The 23,344-nt window shown below is 55.8% G+C and carries 27 protein-coding genes; 26 read left to right on the top strand and 1 reads right to left on the bottom strand.

All coding sequences use genetic code 11. The annotated features are described in order from the left end of the window. The first annotated feature begins 69 nt into the window (after positions 1-69). A complete protein-coding gene (locus tag AV656_RS06240; protein ID WP_063181274.1) occupies positions 70-1,668 on the top strand; it encodes a CTP synthase in 1,599 nt (532 codons plus the stop codon). A 202-nt stretch (positions 1,669-1,870) separates the two neighbouring features. Here the strand turns inward: AV656_RS06240 and AV656_RS06235 are convergent, their stop codons facing one another. Beyond that, positions 1,871-2,389, bottom strand: coding sequence for a DUF2529 family protein (locus tag AV656_RS06235; RefSeq protein WP_063179946.1), 519 nt, complete (start codon positions 2,387-2,389; stop codon positions 1,871-1,873). A 173-nt stretch (positions 2,390-2,562) separates the two neighbouring features. Between AV656_RS06235 and AV656_RS06230 the strand changes: the two genes are divergently transcribed. The 25 genes from AV656_RS06230 to atpA all read left to right on the top strand — a co-directional run bounded on the left by AV656_RS06230 (position 2,563) and on the right by atpA (position 23,341). Then, entirely contained in the window at positions 2,563-2,919 is a 357-nt protein-coding gene (locus AV656_RS06230; RefSeq protein ID WP_063179944.1) for a response regulator, read from the top strand. A gap of 94 nt (positions 2,920-3,013) precedes the next feature. Then, entirely contained in the window at positions 3,014-3,871 is an 858-nt protein-coding gene (locus AV656_RS06225) for a class II fructose-bisphosphate aldolase (protein WP_063179942.1), read from the top strand. 82 nt (positions 3,872-3,953) lie between these two features. Then, positions 3,954-4,601, top strand: coding sequence for a fructose-6-phosphate aldolase (gene fsa, locus AV656_RS06220; protein ID WP_063181270.1), 648 nt, complete (start codon positions 3,954-3,956; stop codon positions 4,599-4,601). A gap of 29 nt (positions 4,602-4,630) precedes the next feature. Beyond that, the gene (locus tag AV656_RS06215) at positions 4,631-5,926 is read left to right on the top strand and encodes a UDP-N-acetylglucosamine 1-carboxyvinyltransferase (protein ID WP_063181272.1); all 1,296 of its coding nucleotides are present in this window, start codon (positions 4,631-4,633) and stop codon (positions 5,924-5,926) included. Between the two features lie 107 nt (positions 5,927-6,033). Continuing rightward, positions 6,034-6,999 (top strand): class II fructose-bisphosphatase, encoded by a 966-nt coding sequence (gene glpX, locus AV656_RS06210; protein ID WP_063179936.1) that lies wholly within the window; start codon positions 6,034-6,036, stop codon positions 6,997-6,999. A gap of 105 nt (positions 7,000-7,104) precedes the next feature. Further along, entirely contained in the window at positions 7,105-8,391 is a 1,287-nt protein-coding gene (gene rho, locus AV656_RS06205; RefSeq protein ID WP_063179934.1) for a transcription termination factor Rho, read from the top strand. 241 nt (positions 8,392-8,632) lie between these two features. Next, entirely contained in the window at positions 8,633-8,848 is a 216-nt protein-coding gene (gene rpmE, locus AV656_RS06200; RefSeq protein WP_063179932.1) for a 50S ribosomal protein L31, read from the top strand. 195 nt (positions 8,849-9,043) lie between these two features. Then, positions 9,044-9,655 carry a thymidine kinase gene (locus tag AV656_RS06195; protein WP_063179930.1) on the top strand — a complete coding sequence of 204 codons (612 nt, stop codon included), beginning with the start codon at positions 9,044-9,046 and terminating at the stop codon, positions 9,653-9,655. Between the two features lie 146 nt (positions 9,656-9,801). Continuing rightward, positions 9,802-10,878, top strand: coding sequence for a peptide chain release factor 1 (gene prfA, locus AV656_RS06190; RefSeq protein ID WP_063179928.1), 1,077 nt, complete (start codon positions 9,802-9,804; stop codon positions 10,876-10,878). Next, positions 10,865-11,740 (top strand): peptide chain release factor N(5)-glutamine methyltransferase, encoded by an 876-nt coding sequence (gene prmC, locus AV656_RS06185; protein WP_063179926.1) that lies wholly within the window; start codon positions 10,865-10,867, stop codon positions 11,738-11,740. The genes prfA and prmC overlap by 14 nt, the downstream gene beginning before the upstream one ends. Positions 11,741-11,808: 68 nt before the next feature. Then, positions 11,809-12,378: a stage II sporulation protein R gene (locus AV656_RS06180; RefSeq protein ID WP_063179924.1), complete on the top strand. Its 570-nt coding sequence runs from the start codon at positions 11,809-11,811 to the stop codon at positions 12,376-12,378. A 27-nt stretch (positions 12,379-12,405) separates the two neighbouring features. Beyond that, positions 12,406-13,437, top strand: coding sequence for an L-threonylcarbamoyladenylate synthase (locus AV656_RS06175; protein ID WP_063179922.1), 1,032 nt, complete (start codon positions 12,406-12,408; stop codon positions 13,435-13,437). Between the two features lie 65 nt (positions 13,438-13,502). Then, positions 13,503-14,000, top strand: coding sequence for a manganese efflux pump (locus AV656_RS06170; RefSeq protein ID WP_063179920.1), 498 nt, complete (start codon positions 13,503-13,505; stop codon positions 13,998-14,000). Positions 14,001-14,021: 21 nt separating this feature from the next. Then, positions 14,022-14,477 (top strand): low molecular weight protein arginine phosphatase, encoded by a 456-nt coding sequence (locus AV656_RS06165; RefSeq protein WP_269447379.1) that lies wholly within the window; start codon positions 14,022-14,024, stop codon positions 14,475-14,477. Positions 14,478-14,564: 87 nt separating this feature from the next. Next, positions 14,565-15,002: a ribose 5-phosphate isomerase B gene (gene rpiB / locus AV656_RS06160; protein WP_063179914.1), complete on the top strand. Its 438-nt coding sequence runs from the start codon at positions 14,565-14,567 to the stop codon at positions 15,000-15,002. Between the two features lie 25 nt (positions 15,003-15,027). After that, a complete protein-coding gene (locus AV656_RS06155) occupies positions 15,028-15,639 on the top strand; it encodes a TIGR01440 family protein (RefSeq protein WP_063179912.1) in 612 nt (203 codons plus the stop codon). Positions 15,640-15,642: 3 nt separating this feature from the next. Further along, positions 15,643-16,914 (top strand): serine hydroxymethyltransferase, encoded by a 1,272-nt coding sequence (glyA, locus tag AV656_RS06150; RefSeq protein ID WP_063179910.1) that lies wholly within the window; start codon positions 15,643-15,645, stop codon positions 16,912-16,914. A gap of 260 nt (positions 16,915-17,174) precedes the next feature. Beyond that, on the top strand, positions 17,175-17,804 hold the full coding sequence (gene upp / locus AV656_RS06145; protein WP_063179908.1) for a uracil phosphoribosyltransferase: 630 nt from the start codon (positions 17,175-17,177) through the stop codon (positions 17,802-17,804). A gap of 14 nt (positions 17,805-17,818) precedes the next feature. Further along, positions 17,819-18,940 carry a non-hydrolyzing UDP-N-acetylglucosamine 2-epimerase gene (wecB, locus tag AV656_RS06140; protein WP_063179906.1) on the top strand — a complete coding sequence of 374 codons (1,122 nt, stop codon included), beginning with the start codon at positions 17,819-17,821 and terminating at the stop codon, positions 18,938-18,940. Positions 18,941-19,205: 265 nt separating this feature from the next. Then, the gene (locus AV656_RS06135) at positions 19,206-19,598 is read left to right on the top strand and encodes an ATP synthase subunit I (protein ID WP_063179904.1); all 393 of its coding nucleotides are present in this window, start codon (positions 19,206-19,208) and stop codon (positions 19,596-19,598) included. 7 nt (positions 19,599-19,605) lie between these two features. Next, a complete protein-coding gene (gene atpB / locus AV656_RS06130; RefSeq protein WP_063179902.1) occupies positions 19,606-20,316 on the top strand; it encodes a F0F1 ATP synthase subunit A in 711 nt (236 codons plus the stop codon). A 62-nt stretch (positions 20,317-20,378) separates the two neighbouring features. Next, positions 20,379-20,591 (top strand): F0F1 ATP synthase subunit C, encoded by a 213-nt coding sequence (atpE, locus tag AV656_RS06125; protein ID WP_008296656.1) that lies wholly within the window; start codon positions 20,379-20,381, stop codon positions 20,589-20,591. 139 nt (positions 20,592-20,730) lie between these two features. Next, positions 20,731-21,267, top strand: a complete 537-nt coding sequence (atpF, locus tag AV656_RS06120; protein ID WP_063179900.1) for a F0F1 ATP synthase subunit B — start codon at positions 20,731-20,733, stop codon at positions 21,265-21,267. After that, a complete protein-coding gene (locus AV656_RS06115; RefSeq protein WP_063179898.1) occupies positions 21,264-21,803 on the top strand; it encodes a F0F1 ATP synthase subunit delta in 540 nt (179 codons plus the stop codon). Before atpF ends, AV656_RS06115 begins: the two co-directional genes overlap by 4 nt. A 26-nt stretch (positions 21,804-21,829) precedes the next feature. Further along, entirely contained in the window at positions 21,830-23,341 is a 1,512-nt protein-coding gene (atpA, locus tag AV656_RS06110; RefSeq protein ID WP_063179896.1) for a F0F1 ATP synthase subunit alpha, read from the top strand. Positions 23,342-23,344 lie beyond the last annotated feature (3 nt).

Below are 23,344 nucleotides of genomic sequence, written 5' to 3'. Positions count from 1 at the left end.
GCGCTCCCCTGCAGAACGGTTTGCAGGGGGGCTTTTTTGTTTTTTGGAATGACAGGAGGAGATTTTGAAGTGACCAAGTATATCTTTGTAACAGGCGGCGTCGTATCTTCACTCGGAAAAGGGATTGTCGCAGCGTCCCTCGGCCGCCTTCTGAAGAACCGCGGCCTTGAAGTAACCATCCAGAAGTTCGATCCGTACATCAACGTGGACCCGGGGACGATGAGCCCGTACCAGCATGGTGAAGTGTTCGTTACGGAAGACGGCGCTGAAACCGACCTCGACCTCGGCCACTACGAAAGATTCATCGACATCAATCTGACGAAATATTCTGCGGTGACAACAGGGAAGGTTTATTCCACCGTCCTGAAGAAAGAGCGCCGCGGCGACTACAACGGTGCAACCGTCCAGGTCATTCCGCACATTACGAACGAAATCAAGCAGCGCGTACTCCGCGCCGGCAAGGAAACGAATGCAGATGTCGTCATCACGGAAATCGGAGGTACAGTGGGTGACATTGAGTCCCTGCCATATCTGGAAGCAATCCGGCAGTTGCGCTCCGACCTCGGCCGCAATGAAGTCATGTATATCCACTGCACACTCATTCCGTTTATCCACGCGGCAGGTGAGATGAAGACAAAGCCGACCCAGCACAGCGTAAAGGAACTGCGCGGCCTCGGCATTCAGCCGAACCTCATCGTCGTCCGTACTGAGCAGCCGGTTCCTCAGGACATGAAGGACAAGATTGCCCTCTTCTGCGACATCCGTCCGGAAGAAGTCATTGAATCACGCGACGCCGAGACGCTTTATGAAATCCCGCTCAGGCTTCATGCGCAAGGCATGGATGACCTTGTCCTTGACCATCTCCGGCTGGAAGCACAGAAGCCGGAACTTGAAGATTGGAAAGCTCTTGTCCAGCAAGTCAAATCGCTATCGAAAACCGTTAAAATCGGTCTTGTCGGAAAATATGTCGAGCTTCAGGATGCCTATATCTCGGTCGTCGAAGCCCTCCGGCATGCAGGATTTACTTACGATGCAGACATCGACGTGAAGTGGATCAATGCGGAGGACATCTCCCGTGAAAACGCAGAGGAGCTTCTGTCCGATGTAGACGGCGTGCTAGTGCCGGGCGGCTTCGGAGACCGCGGCATTGACGGCAAGATTGCGGCCGTAGAGTATGCACGTGAAAATAACGTCCCGTTCTTCGGTATCTGCCTTGGCATGCAGCTTGCTTCGGTGGAATACGCCCAGCATGTCATGAAGATGGAAGGCGCGCACTCTTCGGAACTCGATCCGTCGACAGCCTTCCCGATCATCGATATTATGCCGGACAAGAAGGACCTCGAAGACCTCGGCGGCACGCTGCGCCTTGGCATTTATCCGTGCAAGCTGAAGCCGGGCACGAAGGCCCGCGAAGCATATGGTGAAGACCTTGTCTACGAGCGCCACCGCCACCGCTTTGAATTCAACAACGAATTCCGCGAGACTTTCGAAAAAGCAGGCTTCGTCTTCTCCGGCCTCAGCCCGGATGGCCGCCTGGTCGAAATCGTCGAGCTGCCGGAACACAAATGGTTCGTCGCATGCCAGTTCCACCCTGAATTCATATCCCGGCCGAACCGCCCGCAGCCGCTCTTCCGCGAATTCGTCCGTGCCTCTATCGGAGAAAACTGAACAAAGGACAAGCCAGGCTCCGCGTATTCGCGGCCGCCTGGCTTTTAATTTATATCCGGAATGACTTCCGATGTCCGACTTCTATCAGAATCACCAAATGTTGGCAAAAGAGGTATTCATAATATCTCTTTTGTTTTATGATAGGTAACATAACAGCTTATACATAAAAAAACGCCCTGTGTACAATTACAGGGCGGGCGGTTCAGCTGTATTCGGCCAGCAATTCCTCATAGTCCATCCGGACGGCTTCGTAGACAAATAGCGCAGCAAGGGCATGGGGAAAGACGGTTCGTCCGCCATCATCTGACGGAAGCAGACCCCGCTTCACTCCGAGTGATACATACGCCGTTGCAAGGTCGGCGAGTTCATTGTCCTCGGCGTCCTCCGGTTCGTCCGCCACCGCCGCAAACGGAATGAACTGCTCAGACAGTTCCCGTGCAAGCTTCAGTGCTTCCTCATCGGAAGCACTGCGCGTCAAAATCCAAACCCGGTCAGTGCTGTCGATTTCTTCTCCCCGATAACGCCGGGCTCCCCTGAATGCCTCCTGACCGAGGGTGGCGTTTGCGCTAACGGCATCGAGCTCTCCAAACGCCGCGATGAACACCCGGCCTTCTCCGGCGGTCGCCTGGGCGAGAAGACGGGCCGTCATGCCGATCATTTCTTCTTCGCGGCCGGCGATGCGCTGGAGCAGCCCGGACATTTGTGTAGTCAACATTTTCATTTTGAGAATCCCTCCGGCTTTATTATAAGAGGAGACTTCTGCGGCGTCCAAAAAGGTGAACGTCCGAAGAGAACTTTTTTGCCAGAGCAAAAGTATTCCCGTTACAAAAAGGAAATGTTAGAATTGTCTAGAATAAAAGAAAATATAGAATCTTATGAAAGTGGGACTGTCCTATGAAACGGATTTTAATCGTTGACGACCAGAACGGCATCCGCCTTCTGCTGGAAGAAGTGTTCAAGCGTGACGGATTCGAAACGGCCGTCGCAAAAAACGGATACGAAGCGATTGAACGGTTCAAAGACACGCCGCCGGACTGCGTGCTGCTCGATATGAAAATGCCGGGAATGGACGGCATTGAAGTACTGAGGGAGTTCAAGTCCCAAAGGCCTGACATTCCGGTATTCATGATGACTGCATACGGAGAGCAGGAGCAGATCGACGCTGCAAAGGCTCTTGGGGCCGAGAAGTATTTTACAAAACCATTTGACATCCATGAGCTCCGAAGCGAGATCGGCGGAATCCTGGCATGACTGGCGGGCAGTGGCAGACACTGCCTGTTTTTGTTATGATGGAAGGGTGTAAAAATGTAATGTTGACTTCCCATTTTCGAAGGAGGAATCGAGTATGGCACTTGTCTCCATGACGGACATGCTGAATAAAGCAAGAAAAGAAGGCTACGCGGTCGGCCAGTTCAATATCAACAACCTGGAATTCACACAGGCGATCCTGCAGGCGGCCGAAGAAGAGCAGTCCCCGGTAATCCTGGGAGTTTCCGAAGGCGCAGGCAAGTACATGGGCGGCTTCAAGGCAGTCGTGCCGATGGTGAAAGGCCTGATGGAATCTTATGGAACAACCGTTCCGGTAGCCATCCATCTGGATCATGGCTCTTCCTTTGAAAAATGCAAAGAAGCGGTGGACGCAGGCTTCACATCAGTGATGATCGATGCGTCGTCGAAACCGCTTGAGGAAAATATTAAAATTACGGCTGAAGTCGTTGAATATGCCCATAAACATGGTGCATCCGTGGAAGCGGAGCTTGGTGTCGTCGGCGGCCAGGAGGACGATGTCATCGCGGAAGGCGTGATTTATGCAGATCCGAAAGAATGTGAAGAGCTTGTGAAGCAGACGGACATCGACTGCCTCGCGCCTGCGCTCGGTTCGGTCCATGGTCCGTACAAAGGTGAACCCAACCTTGGTTTCAAGGAGATGGAAGAGATTTCGAAGCAGTCGGACCTTCCGCTTGTCCTGCACGGCGGCACGGGTATTCCGACAAAAGACATCCAGCGCGCCATTTCTCTCGGCACGGCGAAAATCAACGTGAACACCGAAAACCAGATTGCGTCGACCAACGTGATCCGTGAAATCCTGAACAATGACAAAGAGGTCTATGACCCTCGCAAGTACCTCGGTCCTGCACGCGATGCCATCAAAGAAACAGTACAAGGCAAGATGCGTGAATTCGGCAGTTCCGGGAAAGCTTAAAAACAGGGAAGAAGCGGGAGAGGTGCAAGGCATCATCTCCTTCTTTCCATTCATCAGAGAAACTTCCGGGGAGGAACCAGTAATGAAATTCTTCATCGATACAGCCAACTTTGACGAGATTAAAGAAGCACACGCATGGGGCATTTTGTCCGGCGTGACGACGAACCCATCGCTCGTCGCCAAGGAAAACGTCCCATTCCATGACCGCCTGAAAGAGATTGCGGAGCTTGTTCCGGGATCGGTCAGCGCAGAAGTCATCGCCACAGAAGCAGAAGAGATGATCCGGGAAGGACGCGAACTCGCGGCGATTGCCCCGAACATCACGGTCAAGCTCCCGATGACGCCGGAAGGACTTAAGGCGTGCTCCACGTTCGCCAAAGAGGGCATCAAGACAAACGTCACCCTTATCTTCAGCGCCAACCAGGCGCTTCTTGCCGCTCGCGCGGGTGCAACTTATGTCTCGCCGTTCCTCGGCCGCCTGGATGATATCGGCCACAACGGGATGGACCTGATCGCAACGATCTCTGAAATCTTTATCCAGCACGGCATCGAAACGGAAATTATCGCGGCTTCAATCCGCCACCCGCAGCACATCACGGATGCTGCGCTGAACGGAGCGCATATCTCCACGACTCCGCTCAAGGTGCTCAAGCAGATGTTCAACCACCCGCTGACAGACAAGGGCCTTGAAGCGTTCCTTGCGGACTGGAACAAGCGGACTGCCGAGTGACGGAACTCTTTCGGAACGAGGGAAATGATATGGACGTTTACAAAATCAACGGCGGACGGGATCTGAAAGGCACCATCAAGGTGAGCGGCGCCAAAAACAGCGCGGTCGCCCTCATCCCTGCCTCCATCCTGGCCGGCTCGGAAGTATCAATCGAAGGTCTGCCGGAAATTGCCGATGTATTCACGCTGAAGGCATTGCTTGAGGAAATCGGCGGTGCGGTCACGTTCAGGGAAGGGACGATGACGATCGACCCCTCGGAAATGATCGCCATGCCGCTTCCGAATGGCCATGTCAAGAAACTGCGCGCCTCCTATTACCTGATGGGAGCGATGCTCGGCCGTTTCGGCAAGGCTGTCATCGGTCTGCCGGGCGGCTGCCATCTCGGCCCGCGCCCGATTGACCAGCACATCAAGGGGTTCGAGGCCCTTGGCGCCAAAGTGACGAATGAACACGGGTCGATCTACCTCCGTGCCGAAAAGTTACGGGGTGCGAAGATTTATCTGGACGTGGCAAGTGTCGGCGCGACCATCAACATCATGCTTGCAGCCGTTCTTGCAGAAGGCCGCACGACCATTGAAAATGCTGCAAAAGAGCCGGAAATTATTGATGTCGCGACCCTGCTGTCGAATATGGGGGCCAACATCAAAGGAGCCGGGACGAACATCATTCGGATCGAAGGCGTTGAATCACTGTCCGGCACTGCCCATACAATCATTCCCGACCGGATCGAGGCGGGTACTTTCATGATCATGGCAGCGGCGGTTGGTGCAGGAGTCACGGTCGATAATGTCATCCCGTTTCACGTAGAGGCCCTGACAGCGAAACTCCGCGAAATGGGCGTGGGTGTCATCGAAGAGGAAGAGCGGATCATCATACCGAAGCCTGAACGTCCGCTCAAGGCGGTTGACGTGAAGACGCTGGTATATCCGGGATTTGCGACCGATCTCCAGCAGCCGATGACGGTCCTGCTTACACAGGCGACGGGGACTTCGGTTGTGACCGATACGATTTACTCAGCCCGCTTCAAACATATCGACGAATTGCGCCGCATGAATGCAAATGCCCGTGTCGAGGGAAGTTCGGCTATCATCACGGGGCCACTGCAGCTCCAGGGTGCATCCGTAAGGGCGACTGACCTGAGAGCTGGCGCCGCGCTCGTGCTTGCCGGACTGATCGCGGAAGGCGAAACCGAAGTGCATGCAATCCACCATATTGAACGAGGTTACTCCAACTTGATCGCCAAACTGGCCGGACTGGGAGCGGACATCCGGAAAGTGAGCGTGCCGGAAGGTGCCGCATCCGGCAAGGATGGCGGCAACTACTGACCTGACCCTGAAGAGAAGAAACAGCGGCCTGCGGCAGGTTTTCCTGCAGGGCGGGCCGTAACACTGATTTTGCTTTCCCCGCCAGACGGGGAGAAAGGAAGTGCACGATGGAACGCAGCTTATCGATGGAACTCGTCCGTGTCACAGAGGCGGCGGCACTCAATTCCGCGCGCTGGATGGGACGGGGACTCAAGAACGAAGCGGACGATGCAGCGACCAGTGCGATGCGCACCGTATTCGACACGATCCCGATGCAGGGTGTCGTCGTGATTGGCGAAGGCGAAATGGATGAAGCACCAATGCTCTACATAGGAGAAGAACTCGGCACCGGCACCGGCCCTGCGGTTGATGTGGCGGTCGATCCGCTTGAAGGAACGAACATCGTTGCATCCGGCGGCTGGAATGCACTAGCGGTCCTTGCTGTCGCAGACCGCGGGAACCTTCTCCACGCGCCGGACATGTACATGGAAAAAATCGCAGTCGGTCCTGAAGCCGTCGGTCAGGTCGATATCGATGCACCGATCATTGACAACTTGCGTGCCGTTGCCAAGGCGAAAAACAAAGACATCGAGGACGTCGTCGCAACGGTTCTGCACCGTGACCGCCACGCCAGGATCATCCAGGAAATCCGGGATGCCGGTGCCCGCATCAAGCTGATCAATGACGGCGATGTTGCAGGTGCAATCAACACCGCGTTTGACGACACAGGGGTGGACATCCTGTTCGGTTCCGGCGGCGCGCCGGAAGGGGTCATCTCCGCAGTCGGCCTGAAATGCCTCGGCGGGGAGATTCAGGGCCGCCTCGTCCCGTCCAATGATGCGGAAATCGAGCGCTGCAATAAGATGGGCCTTGAAATTGACAAAGTACTTCGGATGGAAGACCTTGTCAAAGGAGACGATGCCATCTTTGCCGCAACCGGCGTGACGGACGGCGAGCTCCTGAAAGGCGTCCAGTTCAAAGGTGCCTACGGCTCGACCCATTCCCTTGTCATGCGTGCCAAGTCAGGCACGGTGCGTTTTGTTGAAGGGCGTCACAGCCTTCAGAAAAAGCCGCACTACGTCATGGAATACTGATCAGTCTGTGCCCGGCGAAATCGCCGGGCATCTCCTTCTTCATCACTTCGCAACGCCTCCGGGCGGCTGCCATCCCCCAACTGAACGAAAAGAGGTGACCGCCCGATGGCGGAAGAACTCACACTGGCTGGCATGCAGGAAAAGACCCTCAAGGAACTTTACGGGCTTGCCCGTAAATTGAACATCTCCTACTACAGCAAACTGACGAAAAAAGAACTCATATTTGCAATCCTGAAGTCCCGCGCCGAGCAGGAAGGCTACTTCTTCATGGAAGGCGTGCTCGAAATTATTCCTACGGAGGGCTATGGCTTTCTCCGGCCGATCAACTATTCACCGAGCATGGAAGATATCTATATTTCGGCATCCCAGATCCGCCGGTTTGACCTGAGAAACGGCGACCGGGTCAGCGGCAAGGTACGCCCGCCAAAGGAGAATGAGCGTTACTACGGCCTCCTGCAGGTCGGAGCGGTCAACGGGGAAGACCCGGAAGTCGCAAAGGAGCGGGTCCACTTCCCGGCGCTGACACCGCTTTATCCGGAAAGGCAGATCAAACTCGAGACAACTCCGGACAAGCTGTCGACCCGGATCATGGACATCGTCTCCCCGGTAGGATTCGGACAGCGCGGCCTCATCGTCGCTCAGCCGAAGGCGGGGAAAACGCAGCTCCTGAAAGAGATTGCCAATGCCATCACGGAAAACCATCCGGAGGCGGAGCTGATCGTTCTCCTCGTCGATGAGCGTCCGGAAGAAGTCACCGACATTGAACGTTCTGTCGATGCGGATGTCGTCAGCTCGACGTTTGACGAGCTTCCTGACCACCATGTAAGAGTCGCCGAGCTTGTCCTTGAGCGGGCGATGCGTCTGGTTGAGCATAAACGGGACGTCATTATCCTGATGGACTCGATTACACGGCTCGCACGCGCCTATAACCTTGTCATTCCGCCGAGCGGCAGGACACTGTCCGGCGGAATCGACCCGGCCGCGCTTCACCGGCCGAAGCGGTTCTTCGGCGCCGCACGCAACCTCGAGGAAGGCGGAAGCCTGACAATCCTTGCGACGGCGCTTGTGGAGACAGGCTCAAGGATGGATGATGTAATCTACGAGGAATTCAAGGGAACGGGCAATATGGAACTTCACCTTGACCGGCATCTGGCCGAACGCCGGATTTTCCCGGCGCTGGACATCCGCCGTTCCGGCACCCGGAAAGAGGAGCTCCTCCTGCCGAAAGGGCGCCTTGACAAGCTGTGGGCGATCCGCCGGACATTCTCCGACACTCCCGACTTTGCAGAGCGCTTCCTGAAGAAGCTGCGCAACACCAAGAGTAACGAAGAATTTTTCGAACTCCTGAACAGGGAAATGAAAGAAAAGCGGGGCGGCAAGGGGCTGCTCTGATGTGCGGTGACATTGAAGATTTTCTGATTGACATCAGTTGCAAGACCTCTTAAGATAGGGAGGTCCTGTTCAAAGGACCCAAATTTATCATTTGCATAAAGCCGGATTCGGTGCTATACTGTGAAATGTAAGTTTGTGACTATCTGACAGCATATACGGCTCGCCTGTATGGTCGTGTAAGGCTGCAGTACGATAATTTAACTCTGTTCCAGATGGTTCAGGGCGAGAGGAGAAGAATTTCATGAAAACAGCCATTCATCCGGAATACAAAACAGCGAAAGTGACTTGCTCTTGCGGCAACTCCTTCGAAACTGGTTCCGTAAAAGAAGACATCAAAGTTGAAGTCTGCTCCGAGTGCCACCCATTCTACACGGGTCGCCAGAAGTTCGCTGCAGCCGACGGCCGTATCGACCGCTTCAACAAAAAGTATGGCCTCAAAGAAGAAGGCCAGGAGTAATTTCTGCATAAAACCCCGTCCACCGCTTCTGCGGCGGGCGGGTTTTTGCATGTCTGAAACTCATTTGACGAGACATGCTATAACACATCAAACGCCAAAAATAAAGACGGGAAATACTTCTCGAAATCCGTTAAGATAAAAAACTGGAATGCCAGGATCGGGGGATTGCCCCTGAGGTTGAAAGGGGAAAACCGGATGTTCGTTTCAATGCAGGGAGGCTGGGCCGAGGTGATCTGCGGCAGCATGTTCTCGGGGAAATCCGAGGAGCTGATCCGCCGTGTACGCCGTGCCCGGTTTGCCAAACAATCAATAGCGGTATTTAAACCGGCGATAGATAACCGATACAGTGAGACGGCAGTCGTCAGCCATAACGGGAACGAGATCGTCGCACTTCCGGTCGGCAAGGCGGCTGATATATGGCGCCATATCGATGATAATGTAGACGTCGTCGGTATCGATGAAGCCCAATTTTTCGATGAGGGAATCGTAGACACGGTGGCAGACCTTGCAAACCACGGCTACCGTGTCATCATCGCGGGACTTGATCAGGATTTCCGCGGAGAGCCGTTCGGACCGATGCCAAAACTGATGGCCACAGCGGAACTTGTCACGAAGCTCCAGGCAGTTTGTGCGGTCTGCGGATCACCGGCAAGCCGGACACAGAGGCTGATCGACGGCAAGCCGGCGCATTACGATGACCCGGTCATCCTTGTTGGAGCGGAGGAAGCTTATGAGCCGCGTTGCCGCCTGCACCATGAAGTCCCGAACGGAGTTTCTGTAAAGAGCGGCTCCGACGCAGAGAACTGAATCCAACATGCTAGACCGATACACCCGGCCGATGACGGCCGGGTGCTTTTTGGGTTATAATGATGGGATGAATGAACCGGAAAAATGTCGGGGGGCCGTACAGGCCCCTGCTGATAATCTGATATTGCGGGAGGAAGGATTCGCTTATGTATGAACGCCTTCAGGCGGTGGAAGACCGCTATGAAAAACTGAATGAACTGCTGAGCGATCCGGAAGTCGTCAAGGACACCGATCTGCTGAGGAAGTACTCAAAGGAGCAGTCAGAGATTGCTGAGACTGTAGAGGTGTACCGTGCCTATAAAAAAGCGTCTGATGAGCTTTCGGGTGCAAAGGAAATGCTCGAGGATAAGCTGGATCCTGAGATGAAAGAGCTCGTGAAAGAAGAGGTTGCAGAACTTGAATCCGATATCGGAAAAATGGAAGAATCGCTGAAATTGCTGCTTCTTCCGAAAGACCCGAACGATTCAAAAAACGTCATCATGGAAGTCCGGGGGGCTGCCGGAGGAGACGAGGCCGCACTGTTTGCAGGAGATCTTTTCCGCATGTACAGCCGCTACGCCGAATCCAAGAGCTGGAAGACCGAGGTCATCGACGCATCGCCGACCGGTCTCGGCGGCTTCAAGGAGATCATTTTCATGATCAGCGGAAACGGCGCCTATTCCAGGCTTAAATTCGAGAACGGGGCACATCGCGTTCAGCGCGTGCCCGAGACGGAGTCCGGGGGCCGTATCCATACGTCGACCGCGACTGTAGCTTGCCTGCCCGAGGCAGAGGAAGTCGAGATCGACATTCATGAGAAGGACATCCGTGTAGACACATTCGCTTCCAGCGGACCGGGCGGCCAGTCGGTCAACACGACGATGTCGGCGGTGCGTCTGACACACGTGCCGACAGGTATCGTCGTCTCCTGTCAGGACGAAAAATCGCAGATCAAGAACAAGGAAAAGGCGATGAAGGTCCTTCGTGCACGAGTCTATGATAAGTTCCACCGGGAAGCACAGGCGCAGTATGACGCGATACGGAAATCCGCGGTCGGTTCGGGGGACCGTTCCGAACGGATCCGGACCTACAATTTCCCTCAGAACCGTGTGACTGACCACCGCATCGGCCTGACGATCCAGAAGCTTGACCAGATCATCAGCGGGAAGCTTGACGAAGTGGTTGATGCCCTCATCATGGAAGAGCAGGCCGCACGCCTGGAGTCGCTTGATGCGGCAGAGTGATACGGCCGCCGCGGTCCTCGCGGAAGGAAAAAAGCTTCTATCGGAAGCCGGACGTGAATCAAATGCTGCGGAACTGCTTCTTATGGATATACTCGGTCTCAGCCGAACGGAGCTCCTGATCCGTCTGCGCGATGAAGTCGGGAAAGAGGACCGGCAACGCTTCTTTTTCGGGATTGCCGAGATGGCTTCGGGCATGCCGCTCCAATACGTGACCGGAAGGGAAATGTTTTATGGACGCTTTTTTACGGTCAACCGGGATGTCCTCATTCCCCGTCCGGAGACGGAAGAGCTCGTATCCAATGCTTTGGTACGCGCCAGTCGGATCTGGCCCAGCAGGTCCGGTCTCCGCCTGGCCGACATCGGCACGGGGAGCGGCGCAATCGCCGTGACGTTCAAGCTGGAGCGTCAGGGAACAGAGGTCATGGCGACGGATATTTCTCCTGCAGCACTTCGTGTCGCCGCGGAGAATGCAGAGCGGTTGAGCGCAGATGTGACTTTCCTTGAAGGGAATATGGCAGCACCGCTTGCAGGCTGGGTTTGGGACATCGTCCTTTCCAATCCTCCGTATATCGATCCGGGGGATGAATTGGAAATGTCCGATACGGTGACGGGCCATGAACCGCACAGTGCGCTTTTTGCGGAGGAACAGGGGCTTGCCCATTACCGGACTCTCGCCGCTTCACTCCCGGATTTGATGGCGTCGCCGGGACTGATCGGAGTTGAAATCGGTCATGACCAGGGACCGGCAGTCCGGGAGATGTTCCGGGCCGCTTTCCCGCATGCAGCGGTCGATATCATCCGGGACATCAACGGCAAGGACCGGATGGTGTTCTGCGAGATTCCCGGAAACCATTCTGATTGAAAAATTCTAGTTTAGTTGAATAGATTCCCGGCCTCCTGTCCACAATGCGGTCAGGGAGGTCGTTCAAAATGCTGACAGATTACAATATTAAGAGGAAAGGCAGCCGGCGGGATAAGTGGCTTGCCATCCTTCCGTTCATACAATTCATGCTCCTTCTGATTGCACTGCAGTGTGCCCTGATCCTGCTGTCGGGAACGGCGGGGGAAGAGGCAAGGGAATCGTTCCGTGTCCGGGTCATCGCAGACAGCAATACGGCGGAAGCCCAACAGGTGAAAGCGGGCGTGGCAGGCGAGGTCAGCCGTGTGCTCAGCCAGGCCGAACTCACGGATCTGTCCGGCATCGAAGCATTGATTCCGGAGATGACGCTGGCGGCAGAAGAGGTTTCAGACGGCGAGCCTGTCCGCGTGATGGTTGGGGCTGCTTTCTTCCCGCCAAAAGTGGTGAATGGAGGAATGATTCCTCAGGCAAGAACGGATTCCCTCGTTGTGACGGTCGGAAACGGCCGCGGGGACAACTGGTGGTGTGCACTTTTTTCGGATGTTTGCGAACCGGGAGAAGTTGCCATGGAGGAAGAGGACACAGAAGATGAGCCGGTCACCTTTTTCATCGTCGAATGGCTGAAGTCGCTGTTCGGTTAAAGACCGGCGGAAAGGAAGAGATGCCGAATGGATACGGTCATGTCACAGCTCAAGGGAGAAGGCGACGAAACACGGTTCAGAGACGCCGCAAAAATCCTTAAAAATGGAGGACTCGTCGCATTTCCGACGGAGACCGTATATGGCCTCGGGGCGGATGCAACAAACGAAGAGGCGGTCGCTGATATATACCGTGCCAAGGGACGCCCTTCCGACAATCCGCTGATTGTTCACATCGGCACGGCTGCAGAAATCGAACGTTATGCCGAAGAAGTGCCCGAATCTGCTTGGAAATGCGCAGAGGCATTCTGGCCGGGGCCGCTTACGCTCATCGTCCATGCAAAGCCCGGCGTATTCGCGCCTTCCGTGACTGCAGGACTGGATACGGTTGGCCTGAGGATGCCCGCACATCCTGTGGCACTTGAACTGCTCAAAACGTCCGGTTTGCCGGTCGCCGCACCTAGTGCGAACACGAGCGGCAAACCGAGCCCGACCTGTGCAGAACATGTTGCGGCCGATATGGAAGGCAAAATCCCCTACATACTGGACGGCGGCCCTACCGGCATCGGCATTGAGTCGACTGTCCTTGATCTCACGTCCGAGCCGCCGGCGATCCTGCGCCCGGGCGCCGTCACGGCAGATATGCTCAGGCCGGTCATCGGTGAGGTCAACCATTCGGCAGAAGCAGCCGATGCCGGTGAAGAGGCGCCGCGTGCACCCGGCATGAAGTACACCCATTACTCCCCGGATGCACCGGTCTGGCTGATCGAACCGGATCTTGGGCAAATCCGGAATGCCGTCACCCGGCTTAGAGGAGAGGGCAAGAGGGTTGCCCTTATCGCTCCGGAAGGCTTCGGAGAAACCGGATCAGACTGGTACTTCCCGACAGGCCGGCTGAATGACCCGGCTTCCGTTTCGGGAAAACTGTACGCCTCTCTCCGCGCCTGCGACGGTACGGATGCCGACATCATCTTGGCGGCGACGGTCGATGATGCCGGGATCGGGGGTGCCGTCATGAACCGGCTCAACAAGGCGGCCGGCGGACGCACGATCCGCAGCTGAGCCCGTACATACACCCCTTTTGCTCCGCATAAGCTGGACAGAGTCGGAACGGGGGGAACAAACGGATGTGGCAGGAACCGGTTGCGGGTCTTTTGACGGCGATGGACGTGGCGGCAGTCTATACGGTCCTGCCGCTCCGTCGCAAGCGACTGTTGCTAGCTGTCTGGACGGGGCTGCTCCACATGGCTTTCCCGGTGGCCGGATTCGTGGCGGGCGGAGCGGCGGCGGACCTCATGGCAGGCCTGGGAGTCTATCTGTCGGCACTGATGCTGATCCTTCTCGGAATACACATGATGCTGAGTGAGGAAGGAGCGGATGTGAAAATGCCACCCTATCTGCTTGCAGCACTGCTCAGTGTCGATTCCTTTTCGGTCAGCGTGTCGTTTGGTATGCTTCAATTAGATATGGTCCGGTTCATCCTCAGTGCAGGGATCAGTGCATTCCTCCTGTCCTGTGCAGCGCTTTACGTCCGCGGGTCAGTAGCCCTTCTCGGGGGAAGAAAACTCCGTGTTGCGGGCGGCATTGGTCTGGTCGTGATGGGGATTATTCCCCTTGTCGGCTGAGCAGGGGATGGACGGGCGGCAATGGCGGTGATGGGATTGAATATACTTTTTGTATGCACAGGCAACACATGCAGGAGCCCGATGGCAGAAGCGATACTGAAAGCGGAACAGATTTCGGGCGTTTCCGTCCGGTCTGCAGGCATTTCCGCCTTTCCGGGGTCACCGGTCTCCGGCCACTCGGCAGCGCTGATCCGGGAGGCGGGATTCGAAGAGCCCGGGCTTTCCTCTGCGGCGGACCGGGATGCAGTCGAGTGGGCGGATCTTATCCTCACGATGACGGATGCCCACAAGCGCATGCTCGAGCGGTCGGTCCGCGAAGCGGCGGGCAAGACGTTCACTCTCAATGCCTATACGGGCATAGGGGACCGGGATATTGCGGATCCATTCGGGGGAAGCAGAAAAGACTACAGTCAGACATTTGAAGAATTGCGGAAAGCGATCTCGATATTGGCGGATTCGCTGAGGCGCAATATGTGATACAGCCCATTGACATAATGGGCTGTATTTTTATTTGTCAAATAATGATATGATGGTGATGAAATATATCGGAAACGAGGGAAGCGAATGAAAGTAGCGATTTCTTCCGATCACGGCGGCAACCGGCTGCGTGCCGAGATCATCAATCTGATGAGTGAGATGGGCATTGAATATGAAGACTTCGGACCGAAAGATGACGGGTCCGTTGACTATCCCGACTTTGCAAAGCCGGTTGCGCAACGCGTAGCGGACGGTGAATTCGACCGCGGCATCGTGATCTGCGGGACAGGCATCGGCATGTCGATTGCAGCAAACAAGGTTAAGGGCATCCGCTGTGCGCTCTGCCATGACGTGTTCAGCGCGAAGGCGACCCGCGGCCATAATGATTCCAATGTTCTTGCAATGGGCGAGCGTGTTGTCGGTCCCGGTCTGGCAAGGGAAATTGCCCGCACCTGGCTGGAAGGCGAGTTCGAGGGCGGACGTCACGAGCGCCGCATCGAAAAGCTGAAGGAGCTGGAGCAGTAACTTCGGTCTGAAAGGAGTGGTCTTCTTGGATGCGCGTCAATTGTGGAAGCTGCAGCTGGAGGAGATCTTGGGCCAGCTGGAGGAGCAGGCAGAGTTCCGCCCGGGCCGGATGTTTGTCGTCGGCTGCTCCACGTCAGAAGTGGCGGGGAGCCGGATCGGCACGTCCGGTGCGATGGATATCGCGGAAATCCTCTACGGCCCGCTCCGTGAATTTGCAGACCGGAACGGCCTCTGGCTTGCTTTCCAGGGATGCGAGCATATTAATCGCGCTGTAACGCTAGAGCGTGAAGCGGCAGAAAAGTACGGGCTGGATGAGGTATCGGTAGTTCCGGTCCAGAGGGCGGGCGGCTCGATGGCGGCCCATGCCTACCGCCAATTGGACGACCCTGTCGTCGTGGAAGGCGTAAGTGCGCACGCGGGCATCGATATCGGCCAGACGCTGATCGGGATGCAGCTGCGCCCGGTAGCAGTCCCGCTCCGGACAACGGTGGAAAAGATCGGGAGCGCGGTTGTCACTGCCGCAACCACCAGGCCGAAGCTGATCGGCGGCGCCCGCGCCGTGTACGTGCCCGAAGAGGAAGAGATGGATGTTTTCGAATTTGAATCATCACAAACAGATGAAATGGAAGGGGAATGAAGAATGAAACTCGAACACGTGAAGTCCCAGGACCAGGCAGTATATGAAGCCATCATGGCAGAGAAAAAGCGCCAGCAGGACAACATCGAACTGATCGCTTCCGAAAACTTTGTATCCGAAGCAGTTATGGAAGCACAGGGATCCGTCCTGACCAACAAGTACGCGGAAGGGTATCCGGGCAAGCGCTACTACGGCGGCTGCGAACACGTCGATGTCGTGGAAAATATCGCACGTGACCGCCTGAAGGAAATCTTCGGCGCAGAGCACGCGAACGTCCAGCCGCACTCCGGCGCACAGGCGAATATGGCTGTTTACTTCACGGTGCTCGAGCATGGCGACACAGTCCTCGGCATGAACCTGAGCCACGGCGGCCACCTCACGCACGGCAGCCCGGTCAACTTCTCCGGTGTTCAATATAACTTCGTTGAATACGGTGTCAGCGAAAGCGATGAGATGATCGACTATGAGGACGTCCGCCAGAAAGCGCTGGAGCATAAGCCCAAGCTGATTGTAGCAGGAGCAAGTGCATACCCCCGCGAGATCGACTTCAAGAAGTTCCGTGAAATCGCTGATGAAGTCGGCGCATACTTCATGGTCGACATGGCACACATCGCGGGACTCGTCGCTGCTGGCCTTCACCCGAACCCGGTTCCATACGCACACTTCGTTACGTCCACGACGCACAAGACACTCCGCGGACCGCGCGGCGGCATCATCCTGACGACTGAAGAGTTCGCGAAGAAGATCGACAAATCCATCTTCCCTGGACTTCAGGGCGGCCCGCTCATGCACGTCATTTCCGCAAAAGCGGTCGCATTCGGCGAAGCCCTGAAGCCGGAATTCAAGGAATACATCGGACAGGTCGTCAAGAACGCAAAAGCGCTCGGCGAATCACTGACTGCCGAACGCATCGACCTCGTGTCCGGCGGCACTGACAACCACCTGCTTCTCCTGAACCTCCGTTCCGTAGGCATCACCGGAAAGATTGCAGAGCATGTGCTTGATGAAGCCGGTATCACCGTCAACAAAAACACGATTCCGTTCGATACTGAAAAGCCGTTTGTCACATCCGGCATCCGCATCGGCACGCCGGCCGTAACATCCCGCGGCTTCAAGGAAGAAGAAATGAAGGAAATCGGTGCCATCATGGCCAAACTCCTGAAAAACCACGAAGACGAATCCGTGAAACAGGAAGCCAAAGAGCGCGTCGCCGCCCTCACTTCGAAATTCCCGCTTTACGAAACTAAAGAAGAAGCCGCTGCAGCAGAGCGCTGATCAGGCGAAAAGCCATTCCCCGTATGTAGGGGGATGGCTCTTTTTTATAGGGAGAAGATGATCTGTCCACGACACGATGAAGTAAATCAATGTCTTAATAATGTGTATCGGCTCATTCTCTTCCTTGCGGCGAGTTACCTCCTGCACTGTCCATGTGCCCGTGCGACTGGTATAATGGACGAGGTTGAAATTGATGCCGGGCTTTTGCCCGGCCGGATAAACAGGCCGGCCCCGCCGGCACTGAACAGGAGAGTGAAACGATGGGAAAAGTGCATGTGTTCGACCACCCGCTCATCCAGCATAAGCTGACGTTCATCCGCGACGTCAAGACGGGAACCAAGGAGTTCCGGGAGCTGGTCGATGAGGTCGCCACATTGATGGCTTACGAAATCACGAGGGACATGCCGCTCCGGAAGACGGAAGTCGATACGCCGGTCATGAAGGCGGAATCTTTTGTCCTTGCCGGCAAAAAAATCGGAATCGTACCGATTCTCCGGGCAGGACTCGGGATGGTGGAAGGGATTCTGGAACTGATCCCCACTGCAAAAGTCGGGCATATCGGGCTGTACCGTGACCCGAATACGCTCCAGCCGGTAGAGTATTATGCCAAACTGCCGTCCGACGTTGGTGAGCGGGAGTTCATCGTCGTCGATCCTATGCTTGCAACCGGCGGCTCGGCCGTTGCCGCCATCGGCTCTCTGAAGTCACGCGGCGCGACGAACATCAAGTTCATGTGCCTCATCGCAGCGCCGGAAGGGGTCGAGGTGCTGGCTGAGGCCCATCCGGACGTGGACATCTACATCGCTGCGCTTGATGAAAAGCTCAACGAACACGGCTATATCGTACCGGGCCTTGGAGATGCCGGAGACCGTCTGTTCGGAACGAAGTAAGGTGGATGACTGAATTGACAAAACGGTGGAAAGTGATGACGATCTTCGGAACGCGGCCGGAGGCCATTAAGATGGCGCCGCTCGTCCTTGAACTGGAAAAGCATCCTGATACGATTGAGTCGATCGTCACCGTGACGGCACAGCACCGCGAAATGCTGGACCAGGTCCTGGAGGTGTTCGGTATCATGCCGGACCATGACCTGAACATCATGAAAGCACGCCAGACGCTTACAGATGTCGCAGCACGGGGCCTGGAAGGCCTCGACCGCGTCATGAAGGAAGCGGAACCTGACATCGTGCTCGTCCACGGGGATACGTCTACGACCTTCATCGCGAGTCTTGCCGCGTTCTACAACCACATCGCGGTCGGTCACGTGGAGGCCGGCCTCCGGACTTGGAACAAATATTCTCCATATCCGGAAGAGATGAACAGGCAGCTGACGGGTGTTCTGGCCGATCTTCATTTCGCGCCGACCGAAAAGTCGGCAGGGAACCTCGTTGCTGAAGGGAAGCCGGAAGAAAGTATCGTCATCACGGGGAACACGGCCATTGATGCACTGCAGACGACGGTGCGCGATGATTATGAGCACCCTCTTCTCGAGTGGGCATCAGAAGGCCGGCTCATCCTTATGACTGCACACCGCAGGGAAAATCTCGGAGAGCCGATGCGCCACATGTTCCGGGCGATCCGCCGGCTGCTGGACAAGCACGAAGACACCCGGGTCATTTATCCGGTCCACCTGAACCCGGCAGTCAGGGAAGTGGCTGATGAAATTCTTGCGGGCCACCCTCGTGTCCGGCTGATCGAACCGCTCGAGGTGGTCGACTTCCACAATTTCGCAGCCAGGTCGCACCTCATCCTGACCGATTCCGGCGGCATACAGGAAGAAGCGCCATCTCTCGGCAAGCCGGTTCTTGTCCTCCGTGATACGACGGAGCGTCCCGAGGGAATCGAAGCGGGTACGCTTAAGCTGGCCGGCACGGACGAGGAGACGATTTTCGGGCTGGCGGATGAACTCCTCTGCGACAGGGAAGCCTACGAACGCATGGCCCGCGCATCCAATCCTTACGGAGACGGCCATGCCTCGCAGCGGATCGTCTCCGCACTCAAGGAATACCTTGCGCGAAACCGCTAAAAAAGACACCCAAAAAAGGCTCAATGGGCCATACTCGGGTGCCTGGCTTGAATTTGTCGAATCTTTGACAAAGGTGGTCGCTTGTGAATAATTTCACGGGAATCAATTGACATCAAAATACCCCTATTGTATGCTTTTTAAGGGTAAGAATGACAAGGGTTTCAGGCGTTTCTTGCGCTTGCGCACTTGCTTTTACTGCATTCTATCATACTCGCTCCGACAGTCGGAAACCGTCCGGAAAACATGATGCGGAGGACCTCGAAAAATGGAGAATTTACGGCAAATCCATAATAGGCAGAAGAGGGCTCTCTTTTTTTTGCTTGCAATGCTTGCCCTCGGATGGGGATTTTCCCCTTGGCCGACTGTATTTGCCGGGTTGATCCTCGGGGTCCTTTTCGGTCTGTATAACTTCTGGATCCTCACGAGGAGGATGGAACGGTTCGACCGCGCCATGGCGGAGGGGAAGAAGGCACCCTCACTGGGCTCCGGACTCCGCTTCGCTTCGGGCATCGCAGCCGCGGCCATTGCGGTCTCGCTGCCGGAGACATTCGATCTGATCGCTACGGTGATCGGCCTGATGATTCCCTATCTGTTCCTTTTGGCAGAGCGGATCATCTCGCAACTGAAACACCCGGATCCTGGGGGGAAAGAGAGGTGAACATTTAATGAACCACGTAAACCCCAAGTGGGAATTTCTTGGGCTGACGTTCAACCCGTCGAACATCCTCATGTTGGCGGTGACATGCCTCGTAGTCTTCCTCATTGCGTTCATCTCGACCCGTAACATGACACTGAAGCCGACAGGCATGCAGAACTTCATGGAATGGGTCATGGATTTCGTCAAGGGGATCATCAAGAGCAACATGGACTGGAAAACAGGCGGCCGGTTCCACCTGCTTGCCCTGACACTCATCATGTTCATCTTTGTCGCGAACATGCTCGGTCTTCCATTCGCCATCGCGTACGACCACGTGCTCTGGTGGAAATCTCCGACCGCGGATCCAACCATCACGATGACCCTTGCGGTCATGGTGCTCGTCCTGACGCATTACTATGGCGTCAAGATGACAGGCGTGAAGAATTATCTCCTCGGATTCACGAAGCCGCTCGCTTTCATGACGCCGCTTAAGATCATCGAGGAATTTGCCAACACGCTGACACTCGGTCTCCGTCTTTACGGAAACATCTATGCGGGTGAGATCCTCATCGGACTCCTCGCCGGCCTTGCAACTGCAGGCGTAGGCGGGTTCCTGGGCGCAATTCTCCCGGCAATGGCCTGGCAGGGCTTCTCGATCTTCATCGGGACGATCCAGGCGTTTATCTTCGTTATGTTGTCGATGGTCTACATGTCCCACAAAGTGTCGACAGATCATTGATCATATAATTCCCGCTTAGCGGGCGACAAAACAAAAACAACTATTTAGGAGGAAATTATAAAATGGGTCTTCTTGCAGCAGCACTCGCAGTAGGATTGGGCGCACTTGGCGCCGGTATCGGTAACGGTCTCATCGTTTCCAAGACAGTAGAAGGTATTGCACGTCAGCCAGAGGCGCGCGGCGTCCTCCAGACGACCATGTTCATCGGGGTCGCACTCGTCGAGGCCCTTCCGATCATCGCTGTCGTTATCGCGTTCATCGTAATGAACAGATAATCATAGGGCAATGCAAAAATGGCGAAGAGCATCTATTGAATCCCTTCGCCATTCCTTTATGTACGGATATTGAAGGCAATACCATCTGACGGAAGCCGGTCCGCCGGCTTCCCTAGTTTCCGAAGGGAGTGAGACAATCGTGTCTTTGGACCAGTTCGTATTGGCGGCATCAGCCGGCGATGGAATTTTGGATAAACTGAACACCGGTGATATCCTCGCCACGCTCTTCTTCTTCACGTTGCTCATGCTTCTTCTCAAGAAATTCGCATGGGGCCCGCTCATGGGCATCATGGACCAGCGCGCCGAACTGATCGCTTCCGAAATCGACGAAGCGGAAAAGAGCCGCGCCGAATCCGCCAAGCTGCTGGAAGAGCAGCGCGCGCTCCTCAAAGAAGCGCGTACTGAAGCACAGGCGATTGTGGAGAACGCAAAGCAGCAGGGTGACGCCCAGCGTGCAGACATCATGGAAACTGCACGTGCGGAAGCAGCCCGCCTGAAAGAAAATGCAGCGGCAGAAATCGCAAACGAAAAAGAAAAGGCCATCCTGGCCGTACGCGAAGAATTCGTCTCGATGTCCATCTTGGCTGCAGAGAAGGTTCTTGGCAAGGAAGTCTCTGAAGAGGACAACCGTGCCCTCATCGAGGAGACGATCCAGAAGGCAGGGGAAAGCCGATGAGCGAGTCCACTGTAGCCAAGCGCTATGCGCTCGCGCTGTTTGAAGTGGCCCGCGAAAAAGGGAAGACGGAAGTCATCAGCGCCGAAATGGGTGAGGTCCGCAAGGTTTTCGCCGAGACGCGTGACCTCCGTACGCTCCTGACTTCCCCCAAACTTTCGAACCGGGAGAAAAAAGCGCTTCTGGCCAAGCTGTTCAATGGCGCGGACCAGCTGACGCTCAATACATTGTATGTGCTTTCCGATGCAGGCCGCCTCAGCGAGACGGTGAATGTCGCAAATGACTTCATTTCCCTCGTGGACGAGGCAGCAGGCATCGCCGAAGCCAAAGTGTACTCCACCCGGCCGCTCTCCGATACGGAACAGCAGGAGCTATCCGCTGCATTTGCCGGCAAGGTCGGCAAGCAGTCGCTCCGCATCGTGAACATCGTGGATCCGTCGCTGATCGGCGGACTGCGTATCCGTATCGGTAACCGGATCTACGACAACAGCCTCAGAACTAAACTGGATCACCTTAAGCGTGATCTCGTGAATGCATAATCTTTTGAAATGAAGGGGTGACATGCATGAGCATCAAAGCTGAAGAAATCAGCGCTCTCATCAAACAGCAGATTGCGGACTACCAATCTGAGTTGGAAGTCAGCGATGTCGGTACCGTTATCACCATCGGTGACGGAATCGCACGCGCGCATGGCCTCGATAACGTCATGGCCGGTGAACTCCTGGAGTTCTCCAATGGTGTCATGGGCATGGCGCAGAACCTCGAGGAAAACAACGTCGGTATCGTCATCCTTGGACCGTTCACGGACATCAAGGAAGGCGACGAAGTCCGCCGCACAGGCCGGATCATGGAAGTTCCGGTCGGTGAAGAACTGATCGGCCGCGTCGTCAATCCGCTCGGAATGCCGATCGACGGACTCGGTCCGATCAACACAACCAAAACCCGCCCGATTGAAAGCCCGGCGCAAGGCGTCATGGCACGTAAATCGGTTGACGAGCCGCTCCAGACCGGAATCAAGGCGATCGACGCACTTGTTCCGATCGGCCGCGGACAGCGGGAACTGATCATCGGTGACCGCCAGACCGGTAAAACGACGGTTGCGGTCGATACGATCATCAACCAGGCTGACCAGAACATGATCTGTGTCTACGTCGCAATCGGACAAAAAGAATCGACGGTCCGTGCCCTTGTGGAAACTCTCCGCAAAAACGGCGCCCTCGACTACTCGATCGTCGTCTCCGCAGGCGCATCCGATCCTGCACCGCTTCTTTACCTCGCGCCTTATGCAGGGGTAACGATGGCTGAAGAATTTATGTTCCAGGGCAAGCACGCCCTCATCGTCTACGATGACCTGTCCAAGCAGGCTGCTGCCTACCGTGAACTTTCCCTCTTGCTCCGCCGTCCTCCGGGCCGCGAAGCTTACCCGGGTGACGTCTTCTACCTCCACTCGCGCCTTCTTGAGCGTGCAGCGAAGCTGAACGACGACCTCGGCGGCGGTTCCATTACGGCACTGCCATTCGTTGAGACACAGGCAGGGGACATCTCCGCCTACATCCCGACGAACGTCATCTCGATCACTGACGGACAGATCTTCCTTCAGTCCGACCTGTTCTTCTCGGGTGTACGTCCGGCGATCAACGCGGGTCTTTCCGTATCGCGTGTCGGCGGTTCCGCGCAGATCAAGGCGATGAAGAAGGTTGCCGGTACGCTCCGTCTTGACCTGGCTGCCTACCGTGAACTCGAAGCGTTCGCACAGTTCGGCTCGGACCTCGATGCCGTAACGAAAGCGAAACTCGACCGCGGTGCGCGCACAGTTGAAGTCCTGAAGCAGGACCTCAACAAGCCGATTAAAGTCGAAAAGCAGGTCGCGATCCTTTACGCGCTGACCCGCGGCCATCTTGATGACATCCCTGTCCAGGATATCCGCCGCTTCGAAGCGGAGTTCCTGAGCTGGCTCGACAGCAACCACACGAACGTTCTGGATCATATCCGCACAACTAAGGCTCTTCCGGCTGATGAAGACATGACAGCAGCTCTTGACGCATTCAAGAAGACATTCGTCCGCTCCGAAGACTGAGTT

Source organism: Bhargavaea cecembensis, assembly GCF_001619585.1.
In the GTDB taxonomy this organism is placed as follows: Bacteria; Bacillota; Bacilli; order Bacillales_A; family Planococcaceae; genus Bhargavaea; species Bhargavaea cecembensis_A.
This window is presented reverse-complemented; position numbering and strand designations above follow the sequence as displayed.